15 protein-coding genes and 1 pseudogene are annotated in these 15,610 nt (G+C 58.4%); 5 read left to right on the forward strand and 11 right to left on the reverse strand.

Annotation, left to right across the window (positions count from 1 at the left end; translation table 11 throughout):
* Positions 1-93: 93 nt before the first annotated feature.
* The 6 genes from QMX84_RS19235 to QMX84_RS19260 are packed head-to-tail and all read right to left on the reverse strand — an operon-like array spanning position 94 to position 4,306.
* Positions 94-1,764: an AMP-binding protein gene (locus tag QMX84_RS19235; protein ID WP_282364539.1), complete on the reverse strand. Its 1,671-nt coding sequence runs from the start codon at positions 1,762-1,764 to the stop codon at positions 94-96.
* Positions 1,761-2,306, reverse strand: coding sequence for a hypothetical protein (locus tag QMX84_RS19240; RefSeq protein ID WP_282364540.1), 546 nt, complete (start codon positions 2,304-2,306; stop codon positions 1,761-1,763). Before QMX84_RS19240 ends, QMX84_RS19235 begins: the two co-directional genes overlap by 4 nt.
* Positions 2,303-2,557 carry an acyl carrier protein gene (locus tag QMX84_RS19245; protein ID WP_282364541.1) on the reverse strand — a complete coding sequence of 85 codons (255 nt, stop codon included), beginning with the start codon at positions 2,555-2,557 and terminating at the stop codon, positions 2,303-2,305. Before QMX84_RS19245 ends, QMX84_RS19240 begins: the two co-directional genes overlap by 4 nt.
* 9 nt (positions 2,558-2,566) lie before the next feature.
* Complete coding sequence (locus QMX84_RS19250; RefSeq protein ID WP_123751105.1) at positions 2,567-2,827, reverse strand: phosphopantetheine-binding protein; 261 nt, start codon at positions 2,825-2,827, stop codon at positions 2,567-2,569.
* Positions 2,808-3,611: a lysophospholipid acyltransferase family protein gene (locus QMX84_RS19255; protein WP_123751272.1), complete on the reverse strand. Its 804-nt coding sequence runs from the start codon at positions 3,609-3,611 to the stop codon at positions 2,808-2,810. Before QMX84_RS19255 ends, QMX84_RS19250 begins: the two co-directional genes overlap by 20 nt.
* A complete protein-coding gene (locus tag QMX84_RS19260) occupies positions 3,587-4,306 on the reverse strand; it encodes a beta-ketoacyl synthase chain length factor (RefSeq protein WP_123751106.1) in 720 nt (239 codons plus the stop codon). The genes QMX84_RS19255 and QMX84_RS19260 overlap by 25 nt, the downstream gene beginning before the upstream one ends.
* A gap of 335 nt (positions 4,307-4,641) precedes the next feature.
* On the opposite strand from QMX84_RS19260, the gene QMX84_RS19265 reads away from it, so the two are divergent.
* Entirely contained in the window at positions 4,642-5,415 is a 774-nt protein-coding gene (locus tag QMX84_RS19265) for a ParA family protein (protein ID WP_262125549.1), read from the forward strand.
* On the opposite strand, the gene trxC is transcribed toward QMX84_RS19265, so the two are convergent.
* Positions 5,412-5,852, reverse strand: a complete 441-nt coding sequence (gene trxC / locus QMX84_RS19270) for a thioredoxin TrxC (protein ID WP_262125551.1) — start codon at positions 5,850-5,852, stop codon at positions 5,412-5,414. The genes QMX84_RS19265 and trxC overlap by 4 nt on opposite strands.
* 135 nt (positions 5,853-5,987) lie before the next feature.
* Here trxC and QMX84_RS19275 point away from each other — a divergent pair.
* A pseudogene (locus tag QMX84_RS19275) lies at positions 5,988-6,191 on the forward strand (transcriptional regulator); the annotation flags it as partial.
* On the opposite strand, the gene QMX84_RS19280 reads toward QMX84_RS19275, so the two are convergent.
* Entirely contained in the window at positions 6,184-6,456 is a 273-nt protein-coding gene (locus tag QMX84_RS19280; protein ID WP_153335351.1) for a DUF3077 domain-containing protein, read from the reverse strand. The pseudogene QMX84_RS19275 and the gene QMX84_RS19280 overlap by 8 nt on opposite strands.
* A 565-nt stretch (positions 6,457-7,021) precedes the next feature.
* Between QMX84_RS19280 and QMX84_RS19285 the strand changes: the two genes are divergently transcribed.
* The 3 genes from QMX84_RS19285 (at position 7,022) to QMX84_RS19295 (ending at position 8,498) form a co-directional block, all read left to right on the forward strand.
* Positions 7,022-7,405 carry a hypothetical protein gene (locus QMX84_RS19285; protein ID WP_282364542.1) on the forward strand — a complete coding sequence of 128 codons (384 nt, stop codon included), beginning with the start codon at positions 7,022-7,024 and terminating at the stop codon, positions 7,403-7,405.
* A gap of 3 nt (positions 7,406-7,408) precedes the next feature.
* Positions 7,409-7,837, forward strand: a complete 429-nt coding sequence (locus QMX84_RS19290) for a hypothetical protein (RefSeq protein ID WP_282364543.1) — start codon at positions 7,409-7,411, stop codon at positions 7,835-7,837.
* Between the two features lie 259 nt (positions 7,838-8,096).
* The gene (locus QMX84_RS19295) at positions 8,097-8,498 is read left to right on the forward strand and encodes a hypothetical protein (protein ID WP_262125556.1); all 402 of its coding nucleotides are present in this window, start codon (positions 8,097-8,099) and stop codon (positions 8,496-8,498) included.
* Positions 8,499-8,748: 250 nt separating this feature from the next.
* Here the strand turns inward: QMX84_RS19295 and selO are convergent, their stop codons facing one another.
* The 3 genes from selO to QMX84_RS19310 form a co-directional block, all read right to left on the reverse strand.
* Entirely contained in the window at positions 8,749-10,212 is a 1,464-nt protein-coding gene (gene selO / locus QMX84_RS19300; protein ID WP_282364544.1) for a protein adenylyltransferase SelO, read from the reverse strand.
* Between the two features lie 121 nt (positions 10,213-10,333).
* Entirely contained in the window at positions 10,334-13,660 is a 3,327-nt protein-coding gene (mscK, locus tag QMX84_RS19305; protein WP_282364545.1) for a mechanosensitive channel MscK, read from the reverse strand.
* 35 nt (positions 13,661-13,695) lie between these two features.
* Positions 13,696-15,438, reverse strand: coding sequence for a potassium/proton antiporter (locus QMX84_RS19310; RefSeq protein WP_282364546.1), 1,743 nt, complete (start codon positions 15,436-15,438; stop codon positions 13,696-13,698).
* Positions 15,439-15,610 lie beyond the last annotated feature (172 nt).

A 15,610-nucleotide genomic window follows, 5' to 3' on the forward strand; every position in this document is an offset into this window, starting at 1 on the left:
GGCTTGCTCGCGATACAGGCGCTGCGGGTTTTCTGAAGCGGCGCGTTGATGCAATCGCGAGCAAGCCCGCTCCCACCGCATTCACAGATCAATTTATGCACAGGCGGCCTCCAGCACAATACGGCCACTGGAGCAGGCGGCGTTGGCATTGCGGTAGGCAAAGTGCAATTTGCTGCGTTCGCGATCAAAGCGCAGGGTCAACTCGATTTCATCGCCGGGGCGCACCAGTTGCTGGAACTTGAGCACTTCCATCCCGGCAAAGCGGGGCGGCAGGTCGAGCAGTTGCTGGCCCAGGTTGATGGCCCAGTCCACTTGCACCACGCCGGGCAGCACCGGAGTTTTGGGGAAGTGCCCGCTGAAGTACGCAAGGTCAGGCGGGATCGACAGGGTGAGTGTCCAGCCGTCATCGCCGGGGTGTTGGCTGAGCACTTCAGGCAGGGTGGGCCGGGGCGCCAGCAGCAACGCATCGACCTGCGCTTGCGGCAACTTGCCTTGGCTGGTGAGCGGCATTTGCCGCAGCAACCGCCAGCGGCGCGGTAATGCCAGGGCTTCGCAATAGGGCCCAAGGTGCTGGCGCAGGGCTTGGGTGAGGGCTCGGCGGCCGTGTTCACGCAGGGCAAACAGCCCGCTGTCGCTGAGCACCAGCAAAGCGCCCAGCGAGGCGCGGTTTTCATTGACCACGCCCAGGCGTGCTTCCGCAACCCATGGGTGGGTGCTCAAGGCGTTTTCCAGTTGGGGCAGCGAGATGCGTTTTTCTTCGAGTTTGACGATGCGGTCCAGACGCCCCAGCAGTTCAAAGCGCCCGTCGGCTTCAATGCGCGCGGCATCGGCCGTTTGCTCGACATGGCCTGCCATCAGGTACGGCGAGGCGATGCGCAGTGCGCCGTCCTCACTCTGGCTCAGGTGAACCCCGGCAAACGGCTGCCACAAGGTTGGACCTTGGCGCCATGCAATGCCGCCGGTTTCTGAACTGCCAAAAATCTCGGTTGGCCATTGGCCCAGGCGCTGCTCCAGCGCATGAGCCGCCTCGGCAGGTAATGCCCCGCCCGAAGAAAACACCCGGCGCACCTGGCTCAAGGCCGGCCAGTCGAGGTTGTCGGCCATGCGTTTGAGCAGGGCGGGGCTGGCCACCCAGGCAAATGCCGTGTGTTCGCGGCTGGCGCGCTGCATGTCTTCGGGGAACGCCAGTTGCTGGCGAGTAAAAACCCGGCCCGCACACAGCGGCCACAACACGCGGAACAACAGCCCGTAGATATGCTGCGCGGCCACGCTGGCGATGATGCATGCATCGCCCAGTTCATGGCCCCACAGGTGTTCGAGGGTTTCTACTTCATTGGCCATTTGCCGCAGGCTTTTGTCGATACGCTTGGGTTCGCCGCTGGAGCCTGACGTACACAGGCTTAGCTGGCACGCGTCCAGATCCAGCTCGGCAGGGGCCAGTGGGGCGCCATACAAAGCGTGCAGCTCGGTGCTGGCGGTCAGCCACAGATCAACGTGGCTGGCCCAGCGCTCACGTGTGTGGGCTTGCAGGTCTGCGGGCAATAACACGCTGACCCCGGCGCGCCAGGCGCCCAGCAGCGCGATGGCCAATTCACCCGCGTCGTCCAGGTGCACGGCCATGCGTCGCACGCCACGTTGCTGCAACCCGCCCGCCAGGCTCAGGGCCTGCGCGCAGAGAGTGTGATGGGTGAGCGTTGGTTCAACGCTGACGGTGCGACGGGCATCGCCCTCAAGCAACAGTTGCTCAAGTTTTATCCACTTCATGCCTGGCCTCTTACCTTTTGTCGTATCAGCCATTCAATGGCAAACAGCAGCCCCATCAGCCCGTAGGCGATCAAGCCGTTGTACAACGTCCACCAGCTCTGCGGCGCCCACAGTGTGAGGCTGGCCGCGATCAGGCCGTTGAGCATAAAAAACAGGCACCAGACCTGGGTGACCTGGCGCGTATAACGAATCGCGCTGTCGGGGAGTACCGGCTCACGCAGCCGGGCCAGACGCTCGACCATCGGCGGGCCGAACTTGAGGCTCAGGCCAAACAGGCTGAGCATCAGGCTGCTGATCAGTACGGGGTACCAGCGCAGCAGGGCCGGGCTGTTAAACAGCGCCAGCAGCGCACAAAACACCAGCGCGACCCCGGCGATCCACAGGCTGCCGGGGCGTCGTTCACCGGTTAGTACCCGTGCCAGCCACAGGCCGCCGAGCAGCAGCGCAAACTGCCACGGAGCAAAGTGGGCCATGCCGAAGTGCACCGCAAAGGGGTACAGCAGGCCCGCCAGCAGCAGGCCCAGGCCGATCATTCGGCTCATGCGTGCGGTTGCACCAAGTGGTAAACCGCTTCAACCACATCATTGACGGTGCGCACCGATTTGAAGGCTTCGGCGGCAATTTTTTTGCCGGTTTTGCGCTTGATGTGATCGATCAGGTCGACCGCGTCGATACTGTCGATTTCCAGGTCCTGATACAAATTGGCCTCCATCGTGACGCGTTCGGGCTCCAGTTCGAAGAGTTCGACCAAGGCGTCGCGCAGGATGTTGAAAATGTCTTCACGGGTTTGCATGGTTCGGTCTCAGGCAGCCTGTTTGGCTGTGACAAAAGCCGCAAGGCTGGTCACGTTGGAAAAGTGGTCACGGGTGTCTTTGGCGTCGGCATCTATTTTGATGCCATAGGTTTTTTGGATCGCCAGGCCCAGCTCCAGGGCGTCGACCGAGTCCAGCCCCAGGCCTTCGCCAAACAGGGTTTGGTCATCGCCAATGTCGCTGATGCTGATGTCTTCAAGGCCCAGGGCGTCGATGATCAGCTGTTTGATTTCATTGTGTAGATCGCTCATCTGTGGCGAGCTCCTTAATAAAGTAGTCATGCACGAAGTCGTTAAGCAGGCGCGAAGCCTTGGGCGGTGGGCCTGCTGCTGCAAAGGCATTTGGATCTATATCGGCCCCGACACAAAAACTGAAGTGCACGCGGCGTTTGGGGATGCGGTACCACGGCTCGGCTTTGGTCAGCGTGGTGGGGCTGACCTTGATTACCACTGGGGTCAGGATTTTCGCACCGCGCAAGGCGATGGCGGCGGCCCCCCGATGAAAGGCCGGCATCTGGCCTGGCGGGGTGCGGGTGCCCTCCGGGAAGATAATCAGCGTCTGGCCTTGTTGCAGGGCCTCTGCGGCCTTGTCGAGCATGTCAATGCTGCCGTCGTTGCTGATGTATTGCGTGGCGCGTACGGGGCTGCGGGTGAACGGATTCTGCCAAAGGCTTTGCTTGACCACGCAATTGGCGTTGCGCACCAGCCCGATCAGAAACACCACATCAATCAGCGAGGGATGGTTGGCAATGATCATTTGGCCGGGGCGCCCGAGGCGCTCGGCACCTTGCACGTCATAGGTCAGTACACCCAGGCGGGCCATAAAGCGGATAAACAGCCAGAACAGTCGGCTGACGGTGTAACGCGCGCGCTCGCGCTGGCGCAGGGCGTCGCCTGGCAAGCAACTGAGCAGCGGGAAAATGACCAGCCGCAGGCACAGGCACCCAAACCCGAACAGCACGAAGCTGATGGCCGTGGCCAGCAGGCGCCAGTAGTAAGCATTAGCGGTTTTCACGACGTACGTTGCCACTGCCAGAGCCGGTTTTCCCAGGCGTGTTGAAACGACGTCTGGCCGCTGAGCAGGTGCTGTAACAATTGCAAAGCATGGGGCCACGGGGTTTGGGCGACATCAGCAGGTCGGCTGGACAACGACAGGTGCCACTGCTCACCGGGTGTCAGCAGCAGGCCTGCGGCATAGGCAAAGGGCACGTCGTCAACCCAGGGCCGGTAAGCCTCGGGTGGTAGTTCTTCAGTGATCACCAGCAGCACGGCGGGCGCGCCGTCATTGAGCAGCGCACAGGCTTCAATCAGGCCATGTTCGAGGCCGTCACCGGCGGCCGCGAGGGCGGTCATTTCGCTGGTTTCGCCGCGCATGATCGACCACAGGCCAATGACCGCATTGTGTACCGAGAGGCTGAACTGGGTGGGTGACAAGGGCTGCCTGGCTGCGAGCTCGTTCAGCATGTCAAAGGTGCGCGGGGTTTCGCCGTGGCGCGAAACAAACACCAGTGGCAGCGCCTCATGACCTTCAGCCAAAGGCCAGCCGACACTGAATGCCATGCGCGCCAGGCGACTGAGCCGGCGGCGTTGCATGGCCGGTAAAAACGACACGTCGGGGCTGGCATCGCTGGCGGCGATAACGTGGGGGTGCTGGCTCCAGGCCTGCCAATCGGCCACGCTGTCGAGGCCCGGAGCCCAGGCTCGCCAAGCGGCAATATTGAAGTTGATCACTGGAGGTTTATCCCGCCCTTGCGGGCTTCCTTGATGCGAAGGTAGGCAGCGGTCAATGCGGCACTAGTAACAAAGTGCCGCATTATCCCGGTGCTGTTGGTTCGTAGCAAATATCGCTTACATTTTTGTGCCAGTTTTTTTGGCTTATCGGACGAAATAGCTATCTTTTTGTAATCACTAAACTATGGGCGCCTGTATGACTTTGAAAAAATAGGTCTGTTCCGGCGTATATAGGGATAAATCTGCTTTGGTTGTAGCTCTTTTCTCTGCGAGGTAGCGAAGTTGTTCTCAGGGCATCTACACTCGGGCACTTATTGATACACGGAGGTTTTGAAATGCGTCGCGTGGTGTTCAACCAAAAAGGTGGTGTGGGCAAGTCCAGCATCGCTTGTAACCTGGCGGCCGTCAGTGCCAGCGAGGGGTATCGCACTCTGTTGGTCGATCTGGATGCTCAGGCCAACTCCACTCAATACCTCACCGGGCTGACAGGTGATGACATCCCGATGGGTATCGCCGAGTTCTTCAAGCAAAGCCTGTCTGCGGGCGTGGGGTCGAAGAAGAATCGGGTCGATATTTACGAAACACCGTTCGACAACCTGCACATCATTACCGCCACGCCCGAACTGGCAGACTTGCAGCCCAAGCTTGAGGCCAAGCACAAGATCAACAAGCTCAAAAAGCTGCTGGATGACTTGGCTGAAGACTACGACCGCATTTACATCGACACACCGCCTGCGTTGAACTTTTATGCGGTATCGGCATTGATCGCCTGCGATCGTGTATTGATCCCCTTCGACTGCGACAGCTTTTCGCGTCAGGCGTTGTATGGCCTGCTGAGCGAAATTGAAGAGCTAAAAGAGGACCACAACGAAGACCTGCTGGTTGAAGGCATTGTGGTCAACCAGTTCCAGGCCCGCGCCAGCCTGCCCCAGCAAATGCTCGATGAGTTGATTGCCGAAGGCTTGCCCGTGCTGCCGGTGTACCTCACCAGCTCAGTCAAAATGCGCGAGTCGCATCAGGCCAGCCAGCCGCTGGTGTATTTCGAACCACGGCACAAGCTGACCCAGCAATTTGTTGAGCTACACGATTACCTGGACCAAAACGCTTAAGCACGCACGCCGTGGCTTTGCAGCCAGGCCTTGAGCTGTTGCAACGGGAAGGCGCCGCTTTGACGGGCGACTTCCTGGCCGTTTTTGTACAGGATCAGGCTCGGAATCGAGCGAATGCCCAGTTGCCCTGACAGTTGCTGGTTGGCATCGCTGTCGAGCTTGGCCAACCGGCACACCCCCACCAATTGGCTGGCCGCCTGTTCAAACACCGGCGCAAAAGCCTTGCACGGCCCACACCATTCAGCCCACACATCCACCAGCAGCGGCAGATCACCTTTGATCTGGCTGGCGTAATCGGTTTGTTTCAGATCGAAAGGCTTGGCGATCAGCACCTCATTCTTGCAGCGCCCACACTTGGGGTGCTCGCCCACGCGCGCGGCGGGGATACGGTTAAGGCCGTTGCAGTGAGGGCAGGGGATAAGCAGCGGGTCAGTCATTTCAAACACTCCGGAAATTGCTGTGGCGCGCTCCTGCAAAAATGAGCACGTCGCGTAGAGGTGCAGTTCAGCAGATGTTGCCCCCGCCCGCCACTGGCTGTGACGTATCTGCTCACAATGTGCCTGGGCTGTCTTGAGCATCGGCCGATGCCCAAGGTCAGTGGTGTTGATGTGCTGCGCTCAGTGATGCAAGAGCATGGGCTGAACCAGAGTGATCTGCCGGGCGTGGGCACGCAGTCGGTGGTATCCGAAATCCTCAGCGGCAAGCGTCAGCTCAACGTGCGGCAAATTCGCTGGCTGGCAGATCACTTTAAAGTGCCGGTAGAGATGTTTATTTGAGGGTGTCGGCCTGCAATACGCCGTCCAGCGTGGCATCCACCAGGCCTTTGCTCATTTCCACCAGTTGCAAGCTGGCAAACGTCAGGCTGTGGCTGGTTTGAGGGCTGGCGACCTGGCTTTCGGCACAGAGAACCGTGGCGCTGCTGAGTAATTGGGCTGCCAGTTCCAGCGCGAGCTTGATGGGGATACCGGCGTTAACGCTGAACAGGCAATCGCCGGTCAGGCTGTGGCCGAATGGGGTTGGTGTTTGAGTGAAACATGGCATGGTGTTACTCCTTTTAGGGTTTGGAGTTACCGCCGTTCGCCGTCAAACGAATTGGGTGGCAACTGTGCGCGGGTTGACGGACCGGTTAAAAGAAGAAACCCGGCGCACTCGAGAGTGCCCCACGCACAGCTGCCATAACACGATTTAATCGAGCACAGACAGGCGTGAACACAGCGATTGAGATCGCTGATTCTTCTTTTATGATGCGGACCGTCAAATCCGGTCACGAATGTGTCGTGACGTCGGCGAGGATAGGGGCTGGCGCACAGAGGGTCAATCGGCTGATAGGTAGGCCGCTTCCCTGACTTCAGACGAATACGTCTCTCGCAGTGCTAAAAGAGTGCGCAAAGCTGGGCTCATACCTATGAGTGGCGCTATTAAGAACTCGATAAATAAACGAAAAATCTTACGTATGTTTATCTTAGGGCCGACATTACTTCACGCGCTATCCCTCTATTCTCCTACGCCTGTTGTTTAAGCCTCTTTCACTGTTCTAAAGAAGATGCTCAGACTTGAGCGTTCAGTCTGGCAATTATTTATGCGTGTCCAAATAAAGGAGTTGTTAATGGCAATGTCTCAGGAAGCCCATTTTCGCTGTGCACACTGTAAGAACGATTTTGAGCTAACGACTGAGCAGGTAGATTCTTTTATGGAGTCCGGTAAGGTGGCATGCCCGCAGTGTTCGCATGGCTTGGTGTTCAAAGAACATGATCTGGCCAAGTTGGTCGCGGTAAAAAGCAAGAATAGACGGCGGATTTTAATGTTTGGTTGTTTAACAGTTGGCTTGCCGTTGCTCAACATATGGGTCCTGTTGCAATGGGGAAGCGGCTTGGCCTTTTTGAGCTCTTTTCTCACCTTTTTAGTGTTGGTGTCTGCCGTGCCAGCGTTGAAGGATGTTTCATTTGTGCGGCTTGATTTAGAGCCAGAAAATCCAGTTGGGCAGGGCTGAATAATGACCCGGCAAGTAGATCAAGAGCCAGAAACAGAGTTGCTGAAGTTTAGCTATGCGGACTTCAAATGTTGTGCGTGTAAACGGCAGATCAACATAAGCCTAGAAGAATCTTTTTTATTGGCGAATGATAACTCTATAAAGTGCCCTCTTTGTCAAGTGTCTGTTAAGGCGGGGCCCTATGATCAAGCAGATTTGAGAAACGTTCATAAAAGCCTCAGCGGTAGCGGAGGATTTATTATTCCTTTTGCGACAGTGTGGTTCTCGGTTTCTTTGATGGTTGCCCTGTTTGTTAATACACAAATATCTGTTGTGATGACCAGTGTCGGGCTATTGATTTCATACGCGTTAAATAACAGTAATCCCGTCACTATTGATGTCGCTATACAGCTCGGTCCCGTTGAATCAACGTGCAAGACAGAGCGCTCGTGAACGATTATAAATACTATTCAAATAAGTATGTATTTCCTCTCCGTCCTCATTTTTCGGTTGTGGGCTTTAAGTGAGCTAATGGGGTCAGTCTTCTTGCCTGCGTAATACGGGTGTCTGATTTTTTTCTAAAAAAGTACGCGAGAGAAATGAGCCTGAAGTGTCGGTATCACTAAAAAAGCGAAGGCAGCCTGAGATTAAACGTCGCTATCGCGGGTTGTGGCGTCTTGAAAATAAATAACGAATAAAAGGTTGGCAAATAATGGCCGCTGTCGAAGGAAAGGATGATCCGCTGTTGCAGGAGTGTGCGGAGTTCACATTTAAGTGTGTTGGGTGTGCCGCTGAGCAGAAATTTAATCATCAGCGTGTTCATGACTTGGCGAAAGGTCAGTGCGTTAATTGTGCTGCTTGTGATGTGCGGCTTGAGGCGAGCGTGGGAGATCAAACGTATATGACTAAGTACATGGATAGGCAGGCAAATTACGGCAAGAGTATGCTGGTGTTCTGCTTGTTATGGTTCAGTGCCAATGCTCTCGTGCTGATTCTTTATGGTTCGCAAGAGGCCGGTTTGATGTCACTTGCCGGTATTGTTATTGCTGCTGGTATTGACTTTAGTAAGGACGGGCCTGCGTTTTTTAATTTGGAACTCGCTGCTGGGGATTGATTCTGCCCTTGTGCAGGGTTATTCGCCCAAATCGTGCAGGTCTCGCGACTTTTTTAAGATCAAAAGATCGCGAGCAAGCTCGCTCCTACAGGGGGTGTGGACGTTTTGAGAGTTAACGCTTGCCAGTCGTTTGGCGTAGCGTTACAGGCCCGCCAGTACGCCACCTATCTGTAGGAGCGAGCTTGCCTCGCGATCTTTTAAAGATCAAAAGATCGCGAGACGAGCTCGCTCCTACACGGTTGTGGGCGTTTTAAGAGGAGCAACTGATCTCTAGATGCTTGCCCCACTCGGGCGGACGTTCGGCGTAGGGTTGCATGCCCGGTTGTTCGGTGAACGGTTGGGTCAGGACGCTGTGCAAGCGCCGTACTTCGCTGTAATCACCGGCCTCGGCAGCGTCGATGGCTTTTTGTGCCAGGTAGTTGCGCAGGATGTACAGCGGGTTGACCGCGTGCATGCGCTCGCGGCGTTGCTGTTGGTCTGGCTCGCCGTCGCGGGCCACGCGGGCGAGGTATTGCGCGGCCCATTCGTCAAAGCCCTTGAGGTCGATAAAGTCGTCGCGCAAGCGGGCAACCGCGTGTTCTGCCGGTTCGTCGCCCAGGCGGCGGAAGAACAGGGTGTAGTCGATGGCGCTGCCTTGCATGCGTTGCAGCAGGTCTTCGATCAGTTTTTGATCACCGTCTTCGGCGGTGGTCAGGCCCAGGCGGCGGCGCATCAGGTCGAGGTAGTGCGCCTGGTACAGCGGCAAGAACAAGCCCAATGTTTCACGCAGGGCGTCAACGCTGATAAACGGTGTCAGTGCCTGGGCCAGGGCGCTGAGGTTCCACTGGCCGATGGGCACCTGGTTGCTGAAGGAGTAGCGCCCCTGGTGGTCGGAGTGGTTGCAGATGAACTGCGCGTCGAAGTCTTCGAGGAAGGCGAACGGGCCGAAGTCGAAGGTAATGCCCAGAATCGACATGTTGTCGGTGTTCATCACCCCGTGACAAAAACCGTAGGCCTGCCATTTGGCGATCAGTTCAGCGTTGCGCTCGACGATTTCGCGGAACATCGCCAGATGGGGCTCCGGCTGCTCCAGGCATTCAGGGTAGTGCAGGGTCAGCACGTGGTCGGCCAGTTGCTTTTGTTGTTCTGGGCGTTTGGTGTAGTAAAAGTATTCAAAGTGCCCGAAGCGGATATGGCTGTGCGCCAGGCGCAGCACCATGGCGCCGCGTTCCTGTTTTTCACGCCACACCGGGGTGTCGGAGCCGATCACGCACAGGGCGCGACTGGTGGGAATACCCAGCGCGTGCAGGGCTTCGCTGGCGAGAAACTCGCGGATCGATGAGCGCAGCACCGCACGGCCATCGCCCATGCGCGAGTAGGGCGTCATGCCGGCTCCTTTGAGGTGCAGGTCCCAATGCTCGCCCGCCTGGTTGTAGACCTCGCCCAGCAACAGCCCGCGGCCATCGCCCAGTTGCGGGTTGTACGAGCCGAACTGGTGGCCGGAATAGATCATCGCCCGTGGCTCGGCATCGGCCCATAAGGTATGGCCGCCAAACAGTTGGGCAAACACCGGGTCGTGGGCCACGGCCGGGTCCAGGTCGAGCAAGGCCATTGCCGCATCGCTGGCGACCACCAGCCGTGGTGCGTCGAGAGGGTCGGGCAGCACGTGGGTTGAAAACGCGTCACCCAGGCGGGCGAAACGGTTGTCAAAGGTCAGTTCGTCGAGGGCTTTCAATGGCCGTCTCCAGCAAAATGTGAGGGTAAACACCCTGTGTAGGAGCGAGCTTGCCTCGCGATCTTTTAAAGATCAAAAGATCGCGAGGCGAGCTCGCTCCTACAGACGTTTAGGCGTCCTGCTAGTCGGGCTTACCCGGCAGGGGCTTTTGTTCCGGCGTTGGCAGGTCCATGGGCACCAGTTTGTATTCCTGGTTGCTGGTGTTCTTGAGGTACACCTCCATCTGCTGGAACGAGATGTTGATGTTGTGTGCTTTGAACTCGCGGTTGATAAAGCGGTTCACTTCGTCGATCACCGGGTTGCGGTCGCCCAGGTCACGCACGTGCATGCGCAGTTCGTGGTCCAGCGTGCTTTGCCCGAAGCTCAAGAAGTACACATGCGGCTCGGGCTCTTTGAGCACGCGGGGGTTTTCTTGCGCGGCCTTGAGCAGCAGGCTCTTGACCAGGTCCAGGTCAGAGCCGTAATCAACGCCCAGCTTGAGGGTCACGCGGGTGATGGTGTCGGTCAGCGACCAGTTGATCAATTGCCCGGTGATGAAGGTCTTGTTCGGGACAATGATGTCTTTGCGGTCGAAGTCGGTGATGGTGGTCGCGCGGATGCGGATCTTGCTCACGGTACCCGACAGGTTGCCGATGGTGATGGTGTCGCCAATGCGCACCGGGCGCTCGAAGAGGATCATGATGCCGGAGATAAAGTTGGCGAAGATCTCCTGCATCCCGAAGCCCAGGCCCACCGAGAGGGCCGCCACCAGCCATTGCAGCTTGTCCCAGCTCACGCCCAGGGTTGAGAGCGTGGCGACAAAGCCGACGCCGATGATCACGTAGGTCAGCAGCGTGGTGGTGGCGTAGGCGCTGCCTTGCGCCAGGTCTAACCGTGACAGCACCAGCACTTCCAGCAGACCGGGCAGGTTACGCGCCAGGGCAATGCTGATGCCGACGATGATCAACGCGCCCAGCACGTCACCAATGCTGATGGGCACCATGCTCATGTTGGCGCCTGTACCGCTGGTGTATTCGTACAGGGTGATGTTGTCGAGGTAGGAAAAGACCGAAATCAAGTCGGCCCAGACCCAATACAGCACCCCGATAAAGGCCGCGAGCAAGGCCAGACGAATCAGGCGCAGCGATTGCTGGTTGACCTGTTCGATGTCCAGTGTCGGCTCTTCAACGATGGCGTCGTTGCCTTCCCCGGCTTCCTTGGCCGCCTGGCGCTTGGCCAAAGCCCGCTGGTAGGCCAGCCGCCGTGCCGCGACCGAGAGGCCGCGCACAAAGGTAGCTTCAACCACCAGCCAGAGCATCAGCAGGTACAGGGTGTTAATAAGTCGGTCGCTGAGTTTGAGCGCGGTGTAGTAGTAGCCAAAACACACCGCCACAAACAGCGCGAGGGGCAGCAGGGCGAAGGCGAAACCGAGCAGCTTGCGCACGCGGTAGGCTTTTTTCTCGGTCTGGTCGTTGAGGATCAGGCGGCACAGCAGCCACGCCATGGTGGCGTAGCACGTCAACACCACGAGGATACCCAGCACGTCGTCGGCCAGCGCCGCCGGTTGCTGTTCGGCAAAGGCGACCACGGCCACCAGTGCCAGCACCACCAGGCCGAGTCTGCGGATCCAGTTTTGCAGGAAGGCAACCAGCGGTTTCTCCCAGCGAAAATGCAATTCGGCCACGCCGCCCGGCGCCAGAATCCGGTACGCGGTGTAGAACACCAGCCAGGCTTCGGCCATTTGCATCAAGGCCGCACCAGTGTTGGTGTTCATGCCGCGGGCATCGGTTTGCAAGGCGTACCCGCACAGGGCCAGGGCCAGTGAAACCGGCATCGCCAGCAAGATGTTGATGAGGATCGCCAGCGGCGTGTGCCACTGGCTGTCGCGCTTGAAGTGGCCAATGTCCTTATGGATATCGTTGAGCTTGTTGTACAGGTAGCGGCGCTTCCACAGCAGGGCGATCATCACCAGCACAAACGGCAAAAACAGCAGCGGCCGCTGGATCAGGCCTTCTGCCAGCTCGGTGACGCTTGAACCCCACGGCAAGGTGACGAGTTGTTGCTTGAGGTGGCGCGGGGCCGATTCCAGCCAGTCCAGATCCAGCGGCTTGTTGCTGGGGATCCAGAACATCTGCTCATCCAGCGTCGCCCGCAAGCCCTGCGCGGTGCTGAGCAGTTGCTTCTGGTTCAGTTGCAGGTTGATCGATTCGCTGAGCAGCGAGCTGAGTTCGCGGTTCAAGCGGTCCAACAGGTCGCTGCGGGTGTTGACCAGTTCGAGCAGGGTTTTGCGCAGTTGCGGTGTCACCTGGTCGGCGGGCTGGGTCGACAGCAGGTTGTCGACGTAGGCAATCGGGTTGCTGATCAGCTCGCGCTGTTGGTTGATCTCAAATTGGTACAAGCGGATATCGGCGATTTCATCGGCCAGGTTTTTGTCCATCTTTTGCAGGCGCGGCAGCGCTTGTTTCTGCTGATAGAGGATTTTGGACAGCAGCAAGCTGCCCCGCAGGACGTTGATTTGCTCATCCAGCGCCTGGTCGCTTTGGGTGACGTTATCCAGTTGCTGCTTGGTTTCAAGGTTCTGCTGGGTGACCACGTTGAGGCGGTCCGTGCTGCGCAACAGGTAATCGGAGAGCCTGAGGTTGGTCGCGCTTTCGGTGGCCAGCAAGCTGCTGCTGCCAGACTTTTGCGCCTCAATCGATTGTTCGGTCACGGTCTGTTGCGATTGGGCCAGACGCTTCTTGTTGATCAGGGTCTGCAGGTCCTGGATTTCCTGGTCCTGGCGCGTGGTTTTTTCCAGCAGCAGGTCGTGCTGGCTGCCGCTCAGGTCTTGCAATTGGCTGTTGCCAGCCAGTTCCTGACGGCGCAGCGCGATCAGCGCGGTGAGCGCTGCCGATTCGGCGCTGAGCTGGTTGCGTTGATCGGCGGTGAGCACTTTGCCGTTGTCGCGGCCGACTTTGAGGATGCTGCCGATCTGCTGAATGCGGGTCTGGCTGTTGCTGATTTCGGCCTGGGCGCGCTCGGGGCGGGTCTGGGCGGCGATGCTCTGGGTGTTGGCGCTGGCCAGGGCTTTTTGCAGCTCACCTTGCTCGGTGGTGCGATCGGCAAGCATTTGTTCCAGTTGCTGCACTGACAGCGTGGCGTAGCGCTGCTCGATGGGCACCACTTTGCTGGCCTTGAGGCGGGCCAGTTCACGCTGGTTATCGATGGTTTGGCGCGGGGCACTGTGGAGCTGGTCTTTGACCTCGATCAGGCGCTGTTCGTAGTCGCTTTTGTTGGCCAGAAAGCTCAAGGTTTGCTCGAGCACCGTCTGCAAGGCTTTTTGATCGGCGTCGGGCAGCTTACGGTCGGCTATTTTGTCCAGGCTGAGCTGCACGGCCTCGGCCGAAGGCGGATCACCCGCGTAAACCGGGCCAACGGAAAGGCTCAGGCCGAGCAGGACTGTTGCGAAGAACGTGCGCAGAGTTGGCATAGAATCCGGTCAAGCAAGCGTAGGAAATTTGGAGTTTAGAGGAACAACCCCGGTCCCGGGGCACTTCCTTCGGGGAATCTGACGCCCACTTTGCCTATCTTGTTCCCGTCCATGACCGCGACGGTCCAGATGGTGTTGTTCCACTCGACCTGGTCGCCGACAACCGGCGCGCCGCCGACTTTTTGCGCAATAAAGCTGCTGAGCGGAGTGTCCGGGCTGATGCCATCGAGCTTCAGGCCGTAAAGTGCCGAGACGGCGCCCAGCTGGGCATCGCCTTCGAGTACAAAGTCGCCGAAAAAGCGCAGGTCCAGCCCGCGAGTTGGTGGCTGGCTGAACAGTTTGCCCAAGGCTGGCAAGTTGTGTTCATGACCGATCACACAGAGTAAATCGCCGATTTCCAGCGTGGTGCTACCCGACGGGTGGAGCAACGTCTGGTCGCGGAACAAGGCGGCGATACGCGTGCCTTCGGGCATTTTCAGTTCGCGCAGGGCTGCGCCGATGCACCAGTTTTGTGCGTCAAGCCGATAAACGAACAGCTCCCACTCGCTGGTCACGTGTACTTCCAGGGCCGAGCGAGAGATAGGCGCGAGGTCTGGCGGTACGGTGACCTTGAGCAGCTTGGCGACCCACGGCAGGCTTGTGCCCTGCACCAAAAGGGACACCAGCACGATAAAGAAGGCGAGGTTGAAATACAGCTGCGCGTTCGGCAAGCCAGCCATCAGCGGGAACACCGCCAGAATAATCGGCACCGCGCCGCGCAGGCCGACCCACGAAATAAAGGCTTTTTCGCGCCCGTGGAAGGCCTTGAAGGGCAGCAGGCCGACGAATACCGACAGCGGGCGGGAGAACAGAATCATCCACAGGGCCAGAAGCAGCGCGGGCACCGCGATAGGCAGCAGGTCGTGTGGCGTGACCAGCAGGCCCAGCACCAGGAACATGCCGATTTGCGCCAGCCAGGCCATGCCGTCAAGCATGTGCAAAATGCCGTGGCGGCTGCGGATCGGGCTGTTGCCCAGCACCAGACCGCACAGGTACACCGCCAAAAAGCCGCTGCCGTGCAGGGCGTTGGTCAAGGCAAACACCACCAGCCCGCCAGCGATCACCAGAATCGGGTACAGGCCGTTGGCCAAGTGGATGCGGTTAACCATTTGCAGCATCAGCCAGCCACCGGCCAGGCCGACAATGGCGCCGATGCCGAACTCGCGCAGCAAATCCAGGAGCAGGCTGGCATGCAGCGTGGTTTCGCCACTGGCGAGCATGTCGATCAAAGTGACGGTGAGGAACACCGCCATCGGGTCGTTGCTCCCGGATTCGATCTCAAGGCTGGCCGAGACCCGTTCGTTCAAGCCCTTGCCGCCCAGCAGCGAGAACACCGCCGCGGCATCGGTGGAGCCAACAATCGCGCCGATCAACAGGCCCTGAATCAAATTGAGATTAAACAGCCAGGCCGCCACCAGGCCGGTCAGCCCGGTGGTGATCATCACCCCCACGGTGGCCAGCGAGAGGGCAGGCCATAACGCCACGCGGAAACTGGAGACCCGCGTGCGCAAGCCGCCGTCGAGCAAAATCACCGCCAGGGCGAGGTTGCCCACCAGATAGGCGGTAGGGTAGTTGTCAAAAATAATACCGCCGCCATCGACACCGGCGGCCATGCCCACGGCCAGGATAATCACCAGAATCGGGATGCCCAGGCGTGAAGACAAAGAACTGACCAGAATACTTGCGCCTACCAGCAACGCGCCGATCAAGAAAAGGCTGTTGATGGTCGTCGCATTCAAAGGCAGTACTCCATAAAAAACAGAAAAGACAGGGCGTACCCATGCAGGCTACGTGCCAGCGATTCTAACCTGCGTTATTGGCGCGCTGTCAAAAAGCTTTTCAGGGTTGCTTGGCCGTGGATGAAACACGTGCTGCGAAGTGTTCTGTAGTCCATTGCCGCCTTGTCTCTGT

The sequence above is a fragment of the Pseudomonas sp. PS01297 genome, from assembly GCF_029959305.1.
Lineage (GTDB): Bacteria > Pseudomonadota > Gammaproteobacteria > Pseudomonadales > Pseudomonadaceae > Aquipseudomonas > Aquipseudomonas helleri.